The 15994-nt window shown below is 67.5% G+C and carries 14 protein-coding genes; 3 read left to right on the forward strand and 11 right to left on the reverse strand.

Features of this window, described 5'->3' with window-relative positions:
• Window positions 1-19 precede the first annotated feature (19 nt).
• A complete protein-coding gene (locus ACVCMG_RS04825) occupies window positions 20-3964 on the reverse strand; it encodes a YhdP family protein (RefSeq protein ID WP_447115010.1) in 3945 nt (1314 codons plus the stop codon).
• Between the two features lie 21 nt (window positions 3965-3985).
• Window positions 3986-5485, reverse strand: a complete 1500-nt coding sequence (gene rng, locus ACVCMG_RS04830; RefSeq protein ID WP_395117297.1) for a ribonuclease G — start codon at window positions 5483-5485, stop codon at window positions 3986-3988.
• 163 nt (window positions 5486-5648) lie between these two features.
• Here rng and ACVCMG_RS04835 point away from each other — a divergent pair, with 163 nt between their 5' ends.
• Both ACVCMG_RS04835 and ACVCMG_RS04840 read left to right on the forward strand, forming a co-directional pair.
• Window positions 5649-6341, forward strand: coding sequence for a Dph6-related ATP pyrophosphatase (locus tag ACVCMG_RS04835; RefSeq protein ID WP_447105825.1), 693 nt, complete (start codon window positions 5649-5651; stop codon window positions 6339-6341).
• The gene (locus ACVCMG_RS04840) at window positions 6325-6840 is read left to right on the forward strand and encodes a mismatch-specific DNA-glycosylase (RefSeq protein ID WP_447105824.1); all 516 of its coding nucleotides are present in this window, start codon (window positions 6325-6327) and stop codon (window positions 6838-6840) included. Before ACVCMG_RS04835 ends, ACVCMG_RS04840 begins: the two co-directional genes overlap by 17 nt.
• A gap of 13 nt (window positions 6841-6853) precedes the next feature.
• On the opposite strand, the gene ACVCMG_RS04845 is transcribed toward ACVCMG_RS04840, so the two are convergent.
• On the reverse strand, window positions 6854-7624 hold the full coding sequence (locus ACVCMG_RS04845; protein ID WP_447105823.1) for a c-type cytochrome: 771 nt from the start codon (window positions 7622-7624) through the stop codon (window positions 6854-6856).
• Between the two features lie 95 nt (window positions 7625-7719).
• On the opposite strand from ACVCMG_RS04845, the gene ACVCMG_RS04850 reads away from it, so the two are divergent.
• The gene (locus ACVCMG_RS04850; protein ID WP_447115011.1) at window positions 7720-9327 is read left to right on the forward strand and encodes an amidase; all 1608 of its coding nucleotides are present in this window, start codon (window positions 7720-7722) and stop codon (window positions 9325-9327) included.
• A gap of 12 nt (window positions 9328-9339) precedes the next feature.
• Here the strand turns inward: ACVCMG_RS04850 and ACVCMG_RS04855 are convergent, their stop codons facing one another.
• The 8 genes from ACVCMG_RS04855 to secY form a co-directional block, all read right to left on the reverse strand.
• Window positions 9340-10740, reverse strand: coding sequence for a class II 3-deoxy-7-phosphoheptulonate synthase (locus ACVCMG_RS04855; protein WP_447105821.1), 1401 nt, complete (start codon window positions 10738-10740; stop codon window positions 9340-9342).
• Window positions 10737-11300 carry a disulfide bond formation protein B gene (locus tag ACVCMG_RS04860; protein WP_447115012.1) on the reverse strand — a complete coding sequence of 188 codons (564 nt, stop codon included), beginning with the start codon at window positions 11298-11300 and terminating at the stop codon, window positions 10737-10739. The genes ACVCMG_RS04855 and ACVCMG_RS04860 overlap by 4 nt, the downstream gene beginning before the upstream one ends.
• A 115-nt stretch (window positions 11301-11415) precedes the next feature.
• Window positions 11416-11799 carry a 50S ribosomal protein L17 gene (gene rplQ, locus ACVCMG_RS04865; protein ID WP_395117285.1) on the reverse strand — a complete coding sequence of 128 codons (384 nt, stop codon included), beginning with the start codon at window positions 11797-11799 and terminating at the stop codon, window positions 11416-11418.
• A 204-nt stretch (window positions 11800-12003) separates the two neighbouring features.
• Window positions 12004-13002: a DNA-directed RNA polymerase subunit alpha gene (locus ACVCMG_RS04870; RefSeq protein ID WP_395117283.1), complete on the reverse strand. Its 999-nt coding sequence runs from the start codon at window positions 13000-13002 to the stop codon at window positions 12004-12006.
• 16 nt (window positions 13003-13018) lie between these two features.
• Window positions 13019-13645 carry a 30S ribosomal protein S4 gene (gene rpsD, locus ACVCMG_RS04875; protein WP_136259073.1) on the reverse strand — a complete coding sequence of 209 codons (627 nt, stop codon included), beginning with the start codon at window positions 13643-13645 and terminating at the stop codon, window positions 13019-13021.
• A gap of 67 nt (window positions 13646-13712) precedes the next feature.
• Window positions 13713-14099: a 30S ribosomal protein S11 gene (gene rpsK / locus ACVCMG_RS04880; RefSeq protein WP_007513384.1), complete on the reverse strand. Its 387-nt coding sequence runs from the start codon at window positions 14097-14099 to the stop codon at window positions 13713-13715.
• A 90-nt stretch (window positions 14100-14189) separates the two neighbouring features.
• A complete protein-coding gene (gene rpsM / locus ACVCMG_RS04885; RefSeq protein ID WP_136259074.1) occupies window positions 14190-14546 on the reverse strand; it encodes a 30S ribosomal protein S13 in 357 nt (118 codons plus the stop codon).
• Window positions 14547-14671: 125 nt separating this feature from the next.
• The gene (secY, locus tag ACVCMG_RS04890) at window positions 14672-15994 is read right to left on the reverse strand and encodes a preprotein translocase subunit SecY (protein WP_447105820.1); all 1323 of its coding nucleotides are present in this window, start codon (window positions 15992-15994) and stop codon (window positions 14672-14674) included.

Raw genomic sequence — 15994 nt, forward strand, 5'->3', positions numbered from 1 at the left:
CGGGGGCGGCTTTAAAGCTTCACGGCCCCGACGAACCGGCGCTGGCCGGAGCAGGCACGGACCCGGTCGGCGCGATACCGCCGGACGAAGCCGGCGCGGGTTCGAGCAACAGGCTCGGCGGCACCACCACGTCGTGCTTCTCGACCAGGGTCATCTTCGGGTCGTCCCAGCTCCCGGTGATCCGGTAGCGCGCGCTGGCCGCCTTGTTCAGCCCCTTGCCGAGCAGGCCTTGCACCGCGAAACCGGCCGCCGCGCCGAGCGGGCCGCCGACCACCGCGCCGACCACCGGCAGGCTGTTGCCGACGTGCGGCACCACCACCATCTGCTGGTCGTAATCGCGGGCGCGCAGGCCGGTGCGACCGGTGACGCTGATGTTGGCCGCCGGCCCCTTGATGATCAGGTTGTCGGTAGTGGCGTTGCCGTCGGCCAGGCGGAAATCGCCGCTGATCGTGTCGAAGCCCAGCCCCTTGCCGAACACGTCGCCGAAATCCAGCGTGAGCCGGCGCGGCAGGTCGGCCAGCGAGACCAGGCCGAGCAGGCGCCCCACGCCGGGCGAGCTTGCCTCGGGAATACGGCCATCGTTGACCTGCACCTTGAGCGTGCCGTCCATCGTGGCCAGCGACAGCGCGGTGGGGCTGCCGGGCCAGCTGGCATCGAGTTCGTCGCGGGTCCGGCCGCCATCGACCAGGCCGTCGTAGCCGAATGCCGAGAGCATCGCGCCGAGATCTTCGGCGGAGAAGCTGATCCGCATGTGGGTGCGGCTGTCGGTGGCGGTGCCGTCCCAATCACCGCTGGCGGTGACCTGCACGCGCTCGGACAGCGCGCGCAGCTGTTCGATGTGCATGCCCTTGGGCGTGGGCCACGTCTCCAGCCGCGCTTCGCCCAGTCTGGCATCGCCCAGGCGCAGGTCGCGCACCCACAGATGCAGTGGCGGCAGCGCCGCGGGATTGATGCCGGTGTTCGCCGGGTCATCGACGATTGCCGCCGGTGCCGGCCCGGGGGCGGCCGCGGTCGCCGCGACGGCAGGCGCACTCGCCGCCGTGGCCGACGCGGCGGGCTGCCGTGGCCAGTGCAGATGTTCCATGCGCGCAGTGACGCCACGCTTGTCCAGTTCGTCGGTGGGCACCTTGATGTTGCCGGCCATGGCGGGGCCATCCACGTCCACGCTTAGCAAGCCGGGCTGGGGCGCGGCACGCACGGTCAGCGCACCGAGGGGGCGCTCGAAACCGATCGCCTGGTCGGTGCTGACGTCGATGCTTTCCAGCGCCGGGCCGTCGCCGCCCGCACCCGCCACCGCACGCTGGACCCAGCCGGCGACATCCAGCCGGGCCGCATGGCCGCGGATGCGCAAGCCTTGCGTGGGAAGCGCCGGCGGCATCTGCCTGCCGAATGCCAAGGTGCCGGCCAGCGGTCGTCCGGCGGCGTCATCGGCCAGCCGCAGGTGGCCGCGCAGCACCTGGCCCAGCTCCAGTTGCACGTCGCTTCCGGCGGTCGGCAGGCTCATCTGCAGATGCAGCGGAAGGTTGCCCGCGGCGGGCTTGTCCAGCGGCGCGGGTAGCGCCAGCGCGATGCCGCTGAGCGGCGAATCGATGCTGAGCGTCTGCGCGAGTTCCTCGCTGCCCGGCGGATGGGCGAGCGTGAAGCCGATGCTGAACGGGCCACGCCCGTGCGCCAGGTCCGCCAGCCATGCCAGCGAGGGATAACCCTGCACCAGCTCGGCGACCTGGTAATTGCCCTGGAGGGTCGCCGAGAACACCGTGTCCGGCGCGGCGTTGGCGCCGGCAATCGCCAGCTGCAACTGCGCGGGTTGGCCATGGAACACGGTATCCAGCGGCCCGCCCTGCAGGCCGTGCAGGTCGAAGCGCAGCGGACCGGCAATGCCGGCCAATGCCAGTTGCCAGTCCGGTGCCGCGAGGTCGGCATCATGCAACTGCGCGGTGCCGTCGAGCTGCGCATCGGCAATGTGCGTCAACGGCAGGCTGAGATGGAACTCGAACGTGCCGCGGCCACCAAGCGTGAGCTTGGCCAGCGTATCGGACGCGCGGCGGGCGACCGGGCTCCTGCGGGAGAAGTTCAGCAGGCTCGCACCGCTGCCGCCACCGCGCACGTTGAGGTCAAGCAGGGGCTGGCCGAAGTCCGGGATCAGCGCCACCGCGCTGTCCACTTTCACGCCCAGCGAATGGCCGGCGCCGGCTTGCACCAGCATGCCGCCGTTGACGAAGCTGGCCACCGCATCGACGCCTTCGGCCTGCGGCCACTCGTCGCCGTAGTCGAGGGTCAGGCCGTGGATCTCGGCCCGCGCTTCGAAGCGACCCTCGTTGTGGTGGAAGGGCCAGTCCGCCAGATCGCCGCGCACCAGCACCTGCGCCTGCTCGACGGTGCCGGCCACCAGCGCGCGGTCCAGCCATGCCACGGTCGCCGGCGGCATCACGTTGACCGGCCAGAACAGTTTCGCCGCGGGAACCTCGGCGTGGTCGATCGACGCGTACAGACCCAGCCACGGCGCGCCGCCGCCGGCAGGCAGCACCGCCTCGCCGCGCGCGCTGCCGGCATAGCCGGCGCCGACGAATTCCAGACTGTCGGCACCGATGTGCCAGTCGCCATCCTGCGGCCAGAACGCCAGCGTGCCGGACAGGTTCGACAACGCGAACGGGTGGCGGAACACCTGCGCAAACGTCACCGTGGTGGCTTGCGCCGGCAGCTCCAGCGAGAAGGCTTCGGCGTCCCCACGCAGCGTGCCGCGCAGGTTGCTCAAGCCTGGCGACTTGTCCACCGGATCGATGCCGAGCCGATCGAACGCCACTGCCAGGCGCTGCAATCCGCCGGCCCGTGTCCAGTGCAGCGCGAGCCGCTCGAGTTCGCCACGCGGATGCCCGCGACCGAGCCAGCGCGCGAGGCCCGGGGGCAGATCCGGCTTCAACGCCAGCCATGGCAGCAGCGGTGCCAACTGCAGCTTGTGCGCGGCGGCCTCCACGCGCAATTGCGGCGTGCCCGGCTGATCCAGTTCCACCACCGCGGCACTGCCGTCGTCGCCGGCCCAGCGCAGCGCGTAACCGGCACCCTCGGCATGGATGCCGGCCAAGCCATGCAGCGTCGCCACCTCGGCCACGCCGCCGGCGGGTCCGCGCACCGACAGCGTGTCAAGGTCGACACGCACCACGCTGTCGCCCAGTTGACCCTGGCGCCAGTCGAGCCATGCGCTGAGGCAGCCGGTACCGTGTTCGATCCCGTAACCTTTCAGGTCGATGCCGTCGAGCAAGGGTTTCAGATGGGCCGCATCGGCGCTGACCCACAGCTTGCCGGAGCGTTCGTCCTGGCGCAGGTCGCCCACCGCGCGCACGCTGGCCTCGGCCACGCCCTCGCGCCGCAGGCTGCCGCCGAAGCGGATGCGGTCACCCTGCAAGCTGATCCGCAACTGCCGCGACAGCAAGGCGTAGTGCTCGCCCAGCGTGGCATCGGTCACTACCACGCGCAGGTCATCCAGCCACAGATCCAGCGACAGGTGGCGCAGGGAGAGCGCCGGCTGGTCCGCACCGGCGGCGGTGCCAAGCCCGCTGACGCGCCAGCCGCTGGCGTCGTGCAGCAGATCCAGTTGCAAGCCGCGCAGGTACACGTTGAACAGATGCCGTGACGGCAGCAGCCAACCACCCAGGTCCAGTTTCAGGCGAGACTCCGGCAACTGCAGTGCCGCGCCATTCGTCCCGGCGGCCGGGCCGATGCGCACGTCATGCAGCACGAATTCCGGACCGCCCGCCGTCCATCGCCCCGCCATCGAGGCGATGCCCACCGGCCGCTGCAGGCGCTGGCTCAGTTGCGCAGCCACCCATTCGGGATGGCGCGCCAGCAGCGGCAACAGCAACTGCGCCAGCGCCGTCAGCACGGCGAACAGGATCACCAGCACGCCCGCGACCCAACCCAGGCCGCGCGCGCCACCGTGCAATCGACGACGCCACACCTTGTTCATGCGCCTTGGGCCGGCATCGACTTACAGCAAGACCACATCGAACTGTTCCTGCGAGTAATGCTCTTCCGCCTGGAAGCGTATGCTTTTGGAGATGAACTCCTCCAGCTCGGCGACCGCCGCGGACTCCTCCTCCAGGATGCGGTTCACCACGGAGGGGCTGGCCATCACCAGCAGTTTCTCCGCGTTGAACTGGCGCACGGCACGGGTGATCTCGCGGAAGATCTCGTAGGTCACCGTCTCGGCAGTCTTCAGCACGCCGCGGCCGTTGCAGGCCGGGCAAGGCTCGCACAGCTGGCGGGCCAGGCTCTCGGTGGTGCGCTTGCGGGTCATCTCGACCAGGCCCAGCGCCGACATCGGGTACACCGTGGTCTTGGCATGGTCGCGCGCCAGCCCCTTGCCGAGCATGCGCAGCACCTGGCGCTTGTGCTCCTCATCGGTCATGTCGATGAAGTCGATGATGATGATGCCGCCCAGATTGCGCAGGCGCAGCTGGCGCGCCGCCGCCTGCGCGGCTTCCAGATTGGTGCGGTAGACGGTTTCCTCGAGGTTGCGCGTGCCGAGATAGGCGCCGGTGTTGACGTCGATGGTGGTCATCGCCTCGGTCTGATCGACGATCAGGTAGCCGCCGGATTTCAGCGGCACGTCCTTCTTCAGCGCGCGCTGCATTTCGTCCTCGACGCCGTACAGGTCGAAGATCGGGCGCTCGCCGTCGTAGTGCTCGACGCGATCGTCCAGCTGCGGCATGAACTTGTGCACGAACCGGGCCACCCGCTCGAAGGTCTCGCGCGAATCGACGCGCACCTTCTCGATGTCCTCGTTGAGCATGTCGCGCAGGCTGCGCAGCGGCAGCGACAACTCCTCGTAGACCCGCTCGCCCACGCGCGCCTTGGCGATGTTCTCCTGCACCACGCGCCACACCTTGCCCAGGTAGGTCACGTCGAATGCCAGCGACTCCGCGCCCTGGCCCTCGGCATTGGTGCGCACGATGTAGCCGAGGCGGTTGCCATCGGTTGCATCGGCACCGATCAGCGTGCCGAGTACCTCGCGCAGGCGCTGGCGCTCGACTTCATCCTCGATGCGGGCCGAGATGCCCAGCGTGCGCGAATGCGGCAGCAGCACCAGGTAGCGCGAGGGAATCGACAGGTGCGCCGACAGCCGCGCACCCTTGGTGCTGATCGGGTCCTTCACCACCTGCACCACGATCTCCTGGCCCTCGTGCACCAGTTCGCTGATCGAGGGCAGGTGGCCGTTGCCGTTGCTGCCGGCATCGTCATCCTCGACCGCCGACAGCGCCGGGCGCACGATATCCGAGGCATGCAGGAACGCGGCGCGCTCCAGCCCGATCTCGACAAACGCCGCCTGCATGCCCGGCATCACGCGCTGCACGCGGCCCTTGTAGATGTTGCCGACGTAGCCGCGCCGCGAGGCCCGTTCGACGTGCACCTCCTGCAACATGCCGTTCTCGACCACGCCGACCCGGGTTTCACGCGGTGTCACGTTGATCAGGATTTCTTCACTCACCGCACACCCCCAGGATACAAGCCATCTTTATAGCCGTTGGCCATGCAGGCTGTCGATGAACGGCGCGCGGAAATCGACCCGGCCGCACCGATACTGCAAAATGGGTCCGTTTTCGTCTCGCTTCCGGCGCGAGACGTTCCCGCCCCTCTGGAGCCAGTCGCGCATGACCACCCCGATTCTGCTGGCCTGGAGCGGCGGCAAGGATTGCCTGCTGGCGCTGCAGCGGCTGCTGGCCGACCCGGCCTGGCAGGTGGTCGGCCTGCTGACCACGCTCAACCGCAACTATCAGCGCGTGGCGATGCACGGCGTCCATCGCGAAGTGCTGCTGGCGCAGACCGCCGCGCTCGGCCTGCCGCTGGTCGAAGTCCTGCTGGACTGGCCCGGCAGCAACGAAGCCTACGAGGAAGCCCACGCCCGCGCGCTGGTCGAGGCCCGCATGCGCTGGCCCGGCATCCGCCACTGCGCGTTCGGCGACCTGTTCCTGGAGGACGTGCGCGACTACCGCGTGCGCCAGCTCGGCCGCGAGAACTGGCGCGCGGTGTTCCCGCTGTGGGGCGAGGACACGGCGGCGTTGTCGCGCCGCTTCGTGGGCGAGGGCCACCGCGCCGTGCTGTGCTGCGTGGACACCGGGCAACTGGACGCCGGCTTCTGCGGCCGCGACTACGATGCGGGCCTGCTCGACACCCTGCCGGCCGGCGTGGATCCCTGCGGCGAACACGGCGAGTTCCACACGCTGAGCTACGCCGGACCGCTGTTCCGCCACCCGCTGCGGCTGCGCCGGGGCGAGTCGGTGCTGCGCGACGGGCGCTTCCAGTACACCGATTTCCTGCTCGACGAGCATGCCGGCCCGGCCTGACACCATCCTGCCCGACCTGCTGGCACCCGGATTGCGCCTGGTGTTCTGCGGCACCGCCGCCAGTGCGCGCTCGGCTGCCGAAGGAGCCTACTACGCGCATCCCGGCAACCTGTTCTGGCGCGCATTGTTCGACGCCGGGCTCACCCCGCGCCTGTTTGCGCCGGCCGAGTTCAGGCACCTGCTGCCGCTCGGCATCGGCCTCACCGACCTGGCCAAACACCACAGCGGCAACGACGCCGCACTGCCCCGCGACGCCTTCGACGCCGCCGCGCTGCGCCGCAAGATCCGGCGCTGCCGACCGCGCCTGCTCGCCTTCACCAGCAAGAACGCCGCCCGCGCGGCGCTGGGTGGCGCGCTCGACTACGGCATGCAGGAGGAAACCTTCGGCGCCACGCGCTTGTTCGTGCTGCCTTCGCCCTCCGGCCAGGCACGCGGACACTGGAACCTGCAGCCGTGGCTGGCACTGGGTGCGTTGTACCGGGGCGATGGCGCGCGCTGACGCGTCCGCAGCTTCAGTTGACCGTCGTGGCCGGCGGTGCCGCTTCGATCGCCGCATCCAGCACCCCGCAATGCAGCGGCGGTTTCACCGTACCGGCCGGTAGCGGATGGGTATCGGTCGGCAGTTCACGGTTGGCCAGCGCGGCGGCGACCGCGCTGATGTCCGACTCGCTCAACCGGCTGGCCACCTCGGCCATGCAGTCCGGCGCCACCGTGGCGCGGGTGTGCGTGCGCCATGAACCCAGTTGCGCGCTGACATAGTCGTAAGGCAGACCGACCAGCCCGGGAATCGACGGTTCCACGCCGGTCAACTGGCTGCCGTGGCAGCTGCTGCAGGCGGGAATGCGTCGCGACGGATCGCCCTTGTCCAGCAATTGTGCACCACGCTGCAACACCGCGGCGGGCATGGCAGGCGTCGGCGAGCGCGCGAACGGTACGCGCTGGGCGGCGAAGTACTCGGCGATTTCGTGCATGTACGTCGGCGTCAGCTCGCGCACGGTGTATTCCATCGGAGCGTACTTGCGCAGACCGTCCTGGAAATCCTGCAGCTGCCGCGCCAGGTAGGCCGCCGGCTTGCCGGCCAGGCGCGGGAAATATCCGCTGGCCGCACGCCCCTCGCCCTGCTTCCCATGGCAGGTGGTGCAGGCGGCGATGCGCTGCTGCAAGGTATCGGGAATCGGGAGTCGGTCGGCGGCGCAACTGGCGGCGCCGTACCCGAGGGCGGCCGCAAACAGCATGGCGACACCGAACGGCTTGGCGTGACGCAGGCTGAGGTTCGTGATCATCCGACGATTGTACGCTGACGGCCGCAGCGCCCAAACCGCAACGGCGCTAAGCTGGCCGGGCGACCACACGCCGTGTCCCGAAATCGGGGGTTACCGTGAACCGTCCAGCCGTCCGTATCGCCGCACTGACCATCGCCTTGCTCCCGGGCCTCGCGTTGGCCACGGAAGCCACGCCGCCGGATGTCGCCTACGCGTCGATCGACCAACTCCAGCAACGCATGGATGCCGGCGCGCTGGACAGCCGCCAGCTGGCCCGCGCGTTGCTCGATCGCGTCCAGCGGATCGATCGCTCCGGCCCCACCCTGCGCGCAGTGATCGAGACGAACCCCGACGTGCTGCCGCTGGCCGACGCGCTCGACGCCAAGCGCACGACATCCCACGGCCCGTTGTACGGCATCCCGGTGTTGCTCAAGGACAACATCGAGACCGGCGACCACATGCTCACCACCGCCGGCTCGCTCGCACTGATCGATGCACCGGCCGCCCGCGACGCCAGCCTGGTCGAGCGGCTGCGCAAGGCCGGTGCGCTGATCCTCGGCAAGACCAACCTGAGCGAATGGGCGAACTTCCGTTCCAGTCACGCCAGCAGCGGCTGGAGCGGGCGCGGCGGGCAGACGAAGAACCCGTACGTGCTCGATCGCAATCCCTGCGGTTCCAGCGCCGGTTCCGCCGTCGCGGTGGCGGCCGAGCTCGCCACGGTGGCGATCGGCACCGAAACCGACGGCTCGATCATCTGCCCCGCGGCAATGAACGGCATCGTCGGCATCAAGCCCACCCTCGGTCTGGTCAGCCGCCGCGGCATCGTGCCGATCAGTCACAACCAGGACACCGCCGGCCCGATGGCGCGCAGCGTCGCCGACGCTGCGACCCTGCTCAGCGTGATCGCCGGCAGCGACCCGCGCGACCCGGCCACCCTGGAGGCCGACCGGCACGCCACTGACTACACGAAGTTCCTCGACCCGAACGGACTCAGGGGCAAGCGCATCGGCGTGGTGCGTCAGCTCGCCGGCGCCGAGCCGAACGCCGACCGCGTGCTGGCGCAGTCGATCGCATTGATGAAAGCGCAGGGCGCCATCGTCGTCGATCCGGTCACGCTGCCGCACCTGGCCGAACTCGGCGACCGGGAATTCACCGTGCTGCTGTACGACTTCAAGCACGACGTCAACGCCTATCTGGCCAGCCGCCACGGCCTGAAGGTGAAGACGCTGGCCGATCTGATCGCGTTCAACCAGGCGCATGCCGCCGAAGAACTGCCGTGGTTCGGCCAGGAACTGTTCGAAAAGGCCGAGCAGAAGGGACCGCCCAGCGACAAGGACTATGCCGATGCGCTGGCCACGGCCAAGCGCCTGTCCGGGCCGGAAGGCATCGACGCGGCGCTCCAATCGCAGCAGTTGGACGCGCTGCTGGCGCCGTCGTGGGGCCCGGCTTTCGTCACCGACCCGGTGTTGGGCGATCACATCGTCAGCGGTGATCCGACCGTGGGCGGCGCCTCGCAACCGGCAGCCGTGGCCGGCTACCCGTCGATCACCGTGCCCGCCGGCTTCGCCCACGGCCTGCCGGTCGGCATCGTGCTGTTCGGCGCGAAGTGGAGCGAACCGGTGCTGATCTCGATCGCCTACGGTTTCGAGCAGCACGCCAAGGCATGGCAAGCGCCGCAGTTTCTGCCCACCGTGGGCGATCCGCCCGCGGCGTCCCCGCGCTGAGCATGCAGTGCGTCAGCCCGCCCCGCCGGTCGACTTGCGCACGATAAGCATCGCCAGCTCCAGCGACTGTTCGTAGTTCAGGCGCGGATCGACCATCGACTTGTAGGCGCGATCCAGGTCGCCCTCCTTGAGGTCGCGCGCGCCGCCGATGCACTCGGTCACGTCTTCGCCGGTCAGCTCCAGGTGCACGCCACCCAGCCGCGTGCCAGCCGCCGCGTGGATGTCGAAGGCCCGATCCAGTTCGCCACGGATGTTGTCGAAGCGGCGCGTCTTGTGGCCGTTCGAGGTGCTCTCGGTGTTGCCGTGCATGGGGTCCGCCACCCACAGCACGCGTCGACCTTCGCGCTTCACCGCATCCAGCAGCGGCGGCAGCGCATCGGCGATCTTCGCCTGCCCCATCCGGTGGATCAGGGTCAGCCGGCCCGGCTCGGCGTGCGGATCGAGTGCGTCGATCAGCGGCAGCAGTTGATCGGGAGTCACCGAGGGGCCGATCTTGACCGCCACCGGATTGCGGATGCCTCGGAAGTACTCCACGTGCGCGCCATCCAGTGCAGCGGTGCGCATGCCGATCCACGGGAAATGCGTGGACAGGTTGAACCAGCCCGGATTGCGAGGTACCTGGCGAGTCAGGGCCTGTTCGTAATGCAGCAGCAGCGCCTCGTGCGAGGTGAAGAAATCCACCTTGGAGAAGCCGGCGATCGGGCCGGCCAGCGTCTCCATGAAGTGCAGCGAATCGCTGATCGCGGCGACCATCTGCCGGTACTCGGCGGCCAGCGGCGAATGCTCGACCCAGGCCAGGTCCCAATATTCGGGATGGCGCAGGTCGGCAAAACCGCCGTCGATCAACGCGCGCACGAAGTTCATCGTCAACGCCGAATGCGCATGCGCCTGGATCAACCGCTGCGGATCGGGACGCCGCGCGGCGGCGGTGAACTCCTGGCTGTTGACCACGTCGCCGCGAAAACTCGGCAGGCTCACGCCGTGGCGCGTTTCGCTATCGGCCGAACGCGGCTTGGCGTACTGCCCGGCAAAGCGCCCCACCCGCAGCACCGGCTTCTTCAGCCCGTGCACCAGCACCAGGCTCATCTGCAGCAGCACCTTCAGCCGGTTGGAAATCACCGGGCTGGTGCAGTCGGCGAAGCTCTCCGCGCAATCGCCACCCTGCAACAGGAAGCGCTTCCCTTCCTGCGCCTCGGCCACCGCCTCCTTGAGCGCCAGGATCTCCCACGAGGTGACCAGCGGCGGCAATCGGGCCAGGAGCGCACCTGCCTTGGCCAGCTCGACCGGGTCGTCGTAGCTCGGTTGCTGCAGGGCCGGACGACGCTGCCAGGAATCCGGCGTCCACGGCGCCGTGCCGGCACGAGCCACATCAGCAGCCACGACGCCGACGTCGGAATCCCGCAGCTTGTTCATGCGTGCGACGTCCGGCGGCGCACCGCCACCACCGTCAGCACGGCGAGCAGCACGAACCAAAGCAGCGTCCACGCCGGCATCGGCAAGCCCAGGATCGGCTCGACCGCCGCGCATTCGCCGGAACCGGTAAACACCATGCGCAGCACCTTGGCAAACGGGAACGCGCTGAACATGTAATCGAGCGGCGGCCCGCAGGACGGAATCTGGTCGGCGGGCAGCGACTGGATCCACAGGTGCCGCCCCGCCACCACGATGCCGAACACCGCACCGAGCCACACGCCCGCGGCATAGATCCAGCGCAGCCCGCCTCGCGGCGCATGCAAGGCGCCAAGCAGAAAGAACACGCCCATCACGATGAAGCCGACGCGCTGGAAGATGCACAGCGGGCACGGCGTCATTTCCCAGGCATATTCGGCATACAGCGCGAAGCCCATGAGGGCGGCGCACACCAGGAAACCGACGGCGAAACTGAAGCGGTACGACCAGCGCAATGGGTTCATAGGGGCTTTGCTGCGATGCGAAACGATGACATTACCCGTTCGGCGCAGCGCTGTCAGCACGCAACGCTGCAGCAACCGCGAAGACGGACCGGCGTCGGGCCGAAAACGCAAAACCCGGCACCAGGCCGGGTTTGCATGACGCTGCAGGCGACCGTCAGGTCGTCCGGCCGGCATCTCACTCCGCGTCGACGGACTCGACCTGCGGACGCCCCACCAGCTCGACGTACGCCATCGGCGCGTTGTCGCCGTCGCGGAAGCCGCACTTGAGAATGCGCAGGTAACCGCCGGGACGCTCCTTGTAACGCGGGCCCAGCTCGACGAACAGCTTGCCCACCGCTTCCTTGTCGCGCAGACGCGAGAACGCAAGGCGGCGATTGGCGACGCCATCGGTCTTGGCCATCGTGATCAGCGGCTCGGCGACGCGGCGAAGTTCCTTCGCCTTCGGCAGGGTGGTGCGGATCAGCTCATGCTTGAACAGCGACGAGGCCATGTTCTTGAACATCGCTTCGCGGTGGCTGCTGGTGCGGTTGAGCTTGCGTCCGGATTTCTGGTGGCGCATGACGGAATACTCTCTGTAGGTCTGTTGTTATGAAGTGCCGGCGCTTGTGTCCGACACCCCGCGGTTACCCGCTTTTATGTGAGCCCCATCGGAGCAGGCTCTTGTGAAAAGTGCGGCCATGGATGGCCGCTTCTGCTGCATGGCCAAGGTGCTGTACACACCCTGGCCAATATCCGGCTACAACAGCGATCAAGGAGGATCGCCCTAGCCCAGCTGCATGCCGTGCGAAAGCCCCGGCGGCGGCCAGTTTTCCAGCTTGGTGCCGAGGGACAGGCTGCGCCCGCCCAGGACATCCTTGATTTCGGTCAGCGACTTCTTGCCCAGGTTCGGCGTCTTCAACAGCTCGACCTCGGTCTTCTGCACCAGGTCGCCGATGTAGTAGATGCTCTCGGCCTTCAGGCAGTTCGCCGAACGCACGGTCAGCTCCAGATCGTCGATCGGACGCAGCAGCAGCGGTTCGAAGCCGCTCTTCTCGGCCTTGTCCGTGGCACTTTCGCGACGCGAGAAGTCACCGAACACCGACAGCTGGTCGTTGATGATCTCGGCGGCCTTGCGCACCGCGTCCTCGGCGTCGATGGTGCCGTTGGTCTCGATGTCCAGCACCAGCTTGTCAAGGTTGGTGCGCTGCTCGACACGCGCGGCGTCCACTTCGTAGGCCACCCGCAATACGGGCGCGAACGAGGCATCCAGCTGCAGGCGACCGATCGGGCGCGCCTCGTCGTCAGGATGCTGGCGCGCGCTGGCCGGCTGGTAGCCGACGCCGCGACGCACCTTGAGGCGCATGTTGAGCGCGATGTCCTTGGTCAGGTGGCACAGGACGTGCTCGGGGTTGACGATCTCCACCGTATGGTCGACCACGATGTCGCCGGCGGTCACCACGCCCTTGCCCTTCTTGGACAAGGTCAGGGTCACTTCATCGCCCGAATGCTGCCGGATCGCCACGTCCTTGAGGTTCAGCAGGACTTCGATGACGTCCTCCTGCAGACCTTCAAGCGTGGTGTATTCGTGCAGCACGCCGTCGATTTCCACCTCGACGATGGCGCTGCCGGGGATCGAGGAGAGCAGCACGCGGCGCAGCGCGTTGCCCAGGGTATGGCCAAAGCCACGCTCGAGCGGCTCGACCACCACCTTGGCGCGGTTGGCTCCGAGCTGTTCGACGCTGAGGCCACGTGGCCGCAGCACACTAGTTGACGAAACTGCCATGCAGAGCTCCGGTTAATTACTTCGAGTAAAGCTCGATGATCAATGCTTCATTGATGTCGGACGGCAGGTCGCCGCGATCCGGCACCGACTTGAACGTGCCTTCGAACTTCTTGGAATCCACTTCGACCCAGACCGGGCGCAGGTCCATGGTGTCGAACACGGTGGCCGCTTCCTGCACGCGCAGCTGGCTGCGCGCCTTCTCGGTCAGCGCGATCGCGTCGCCCGGGCGCACCTGGTAGGAAGGAATGTTCACCTTCTTGCCGTTGACCAGCACCGCCTTGTGGGCAACCAGCTGGCGGGCCTGGGCGCGGGTGACCGCGAAGCCCATGCGGAACACGACGTTGTCCAGGCGGCTCTCGAGCAGACGCAGCAAGTTCTCGCCGGTATTGCCCTTGAGCGTGGTCGCCTTGGTGTAGTAGTTGCTGAACTGGCGCTCGAGCACGCCGTAGATACGCTTGACCTTCTGCTTCTCACGCAGCTGGACGGCGTAGTCGGACATGCGCATGCGCTTGTTCGCGCCATGCTGGCCGGGCTTGTTTTCCAGTTTGCACTTTGAATCCAGCGCACGCGCCGGGCTCTTCAGGCTGAGATCCGCACCTTCGCGCCGGGCGAGTTTGCAGGTAGCTCCACGATAACGGGCCATGTTTCTTCTCTTTCAGATAGTCCGGCCGCGGCCGGTGCTTGATTCTCGCGATCGAAAACGACCGCCCTCAGACACGCCGCTTCTTGGGGGGACGGCAGCCGTTGTGCGGGATCGGCGTGACGTCGATGATGTTGAGCACCTTGTAGCCCAGCGCATTCAGCGAACGCACCGCCGACTCGCGGCCCGGGCCGGGACCCTTGATGCGCACTTCCACCGTCTTCACGCCGTAGTCGCCCGCGGCGCGGCCGGCCTTCTCGGCGGCGACCTGTGCAGCGAACGGGGTGGACTTGCGCGAGCCGCGGAAACCGGCACCGCCGGCGGTCGCCCACGACAGGGCATTGCCCTGGCGATCGGTGATGGTAACGATGGTGTTGTTGAAGGAGGCCTGCACGTGGGCCACGGCATCCGTGACAACGCGCTTGATCTTCTTCTTGGTCTTGACCGGCTTAGCCATGGTTTGAAGGCTCTTCTCGATGAGTGCGGCCACGGATGGCCGCTTTTTTGATCTTCGCGGTCATCGGTGACCGCACAAATCCGCAGGCAATCACTTCTTGATTGCGCGACGCGGACCCTTGCGGGTACGCGCATTGGTACGGGTACGCTGCCCGCGAACCGGCAGGCCGCGACGATGACGCAGGCCGCGGTAGCAGCCCAGGTCCATCAGCCGCTTGATCGCCATGCCCACCTCGCGGCGCAGATCGCCTTCGACGGTGTACTTGGCGATCTCCAGGCGAATCTTTTCCACTTCGCCTTCGCTCAGCGACTTGATCTGGGTGGTCGGGACCACGCCCGCGTCCACGCAAACCTGCTTGGCGCGGCTGCGGCCGATACCATAAATGCTCTGCAGACCGACCCAGACGTGTTTCTGAACCGGCAAATTGACACCCGCAATGCGCGCCATGAGTACTCTCTCCGAATGCGTTTCGTGCGCGGTAAACGCGCAATTTTAACCTGAATTACCCGAACAGGAAAGCCCTGCGGCGCCAAGGCACCGCAACTCTCCGACCTGGAGCGTCCCTCGCCGCGTCAACTGCGACGGAGGTTGGCTTTCTTGAGCAAACTTTCGTACTGATGACTGACCAGATGCGCCTGGATCTGCGCCGTGAAATCCATCACCACCACCACCACGATCAGCAGCGAGGTGCCGCCGAAATAGAACGGTACGTGCCACGCCTGCTGCATGAACGACGGCACCAGGCAGACCAGCACCAGGTAGATCGCGCCGACCGCCGTCAGGCGTGTCATCACCGCGTCGATGTAGCTGCCCGTGGCCTTGCCCGGACGAATGCCGGGAATCAGGGCGCCGGAGCGCTTCAGGTTGTCCGCCGTCTCTTCCGCGTTGAACACGATCGCGGTGTAGAAGAATGCAAAACCGATCACCAGTACCGAAAAGGTGATTTCATACAACGGGTTGCCCGGACTCAGCGACTGCGTCAGATCCTGCACCCAGCGCGACGAATGACCCGTGCTGAACCAGCTCACCGCGGTGGCCGGGAACATCAGCAAGCTCGACGCAAAGATCGGCGGAATCACGCCCGACATGTTGATCTTCAGCGGCAGGCTGGAGCTCTGGTTCTGGTAGGCCTTCTGTCCGCCCGAACGTCGTGCGTAGTTCACCGTGATGCGCCGCTGGGCGCGTTCCACGAACACCACGAAGGCGGTCACGGCCAGCACCAGCCCGAACACCACCAGCAGCATGAGCAGCGACAGCTCACCGTTGTTGGCCATGCCCAGCGTGTGCACCACCGCGCCGGGCAAGCCGGCCACGATGCCGGCGAAGATCAGCAGCGAGATGCCGTTGCCGATGCCGCGCTCGGTCATCTGTTCGCCCAGCCACATCAGGAACATGGTACCGGCGGTCAGGCCGACCACGGACGAGAACACGAAGCCGAAGCCCGGCGTGTATACCACCGGCGCGCCGCCCGCGGCCACCTGGCCCTGCAAGGCAACCGCAATGCCGAAGGACTGGAACGCCGCCAGCAGCACCGTGGCGTAACGGGTGTACGCCGTCATCTTGCGCTTGCCGGCCTCGCCTTCCTTGCGCAGGGTCTGCAGGCTCGGCACCACCGCGCCCATCATCTGGAACACGATCGACGCCGAGATGTACGGAATCACGCCGAGCGCGAAGACCGAGAACCGCTCCAGCGCGCCGCCCGAGAACATGTTGAACATGTCCATCAGGCCGTTGCCGTTGACCAGGTTCGTCATCGCCTCCGGGTTGACGCCCGGAACCGGAATGAACGAGCCGAGACGGAACACCATCAACGCACCCACCACGAACAGGATGCGCTGACGAAGCTCCGTCAGCTTGCCGAGTTTGCCCAGTGCGTTGCCCTTGGCTACGGCCAC

Source organism: Rhodanobacter sp. UC4451_H18 (genome assembly GCF_052978225.1).

Excerpts from the sequence above, each read along its gene's own strand:
- ACVCMG_RS04835 (WP_447105825.1), top strand. The coding sequence starts at position 5,649 with ATGACCACCCCGATTCTGCTGGCCTGGAGCGGCGGCAAGGATTGCCTG.
- ACVCMG_RS04840 (WP_447105824.1), top strand. The coding sequence starts at position 6,325 with ATGCCGGCCCGGCCTGACACCATCCTGCCCGACCTGCTGGCACCCGGA.
- rpsD (WP_136259073.1), bottom strand. The coding sequence starts at position 13,645 with ATGGCCCGTTATCGTGGAGCTACCTGCAAACTCGCCCGGCGCGAAGGT.
- ACVCMG_RS04825 (WP_447115010.1), bottom strand. The coding sequence starts at position 3,964 with ATGAACAAGGTGTGGCGTCGTCGATTGCACGGTGGCGCGCGCGGCCTG.
- ACVCMG_RS04855 (WP_447105821.1), bottom strand. The coding sequence starts at position 10,740 with ATGAACAAGCTGCGGGATTCCGACGTCGGCGTCGTGGCTGCTGATGTG.
- rpsK (WP_007513384.1), bottom strand. The coding sequence starts at position 14,099 with ATGGCTAAGCCGGTCAAGACCAAGAAGAAGATCAAGCGCGTTGTCACG.
- rplQ (WP_395117285.1), bottom strand. The coding sequence starts at position 11,799 with ATGCGCCACCAGAAATCCGGACGCAAGCTCAACCGCACCAGCAGCCAC.
- ACVCMG_RS04845 (WP_447105823.1), bottom strand. The coding sequence starts at position 7,624 with ATGATCACGAACCTCAGCCTGCGTCACGCCAAGCCGTTCGGTGTCGCC.
- ACVCMG_RS04870 (WP_395117283.1), bottom strand. The coding sequence starts at position 13,002 with ATGGCAGTTTCGTCAACTAGTGTGCTGCGGCCACGTGGCCTCAGCGTC.
- rpsM (WP_136259074.1), bottom strand. The coding sequence starts at position 14,546 with ATGGCGCGCATTGCGGGTGTCAATTTGCCGGTTCAGAAACACGTCTGG.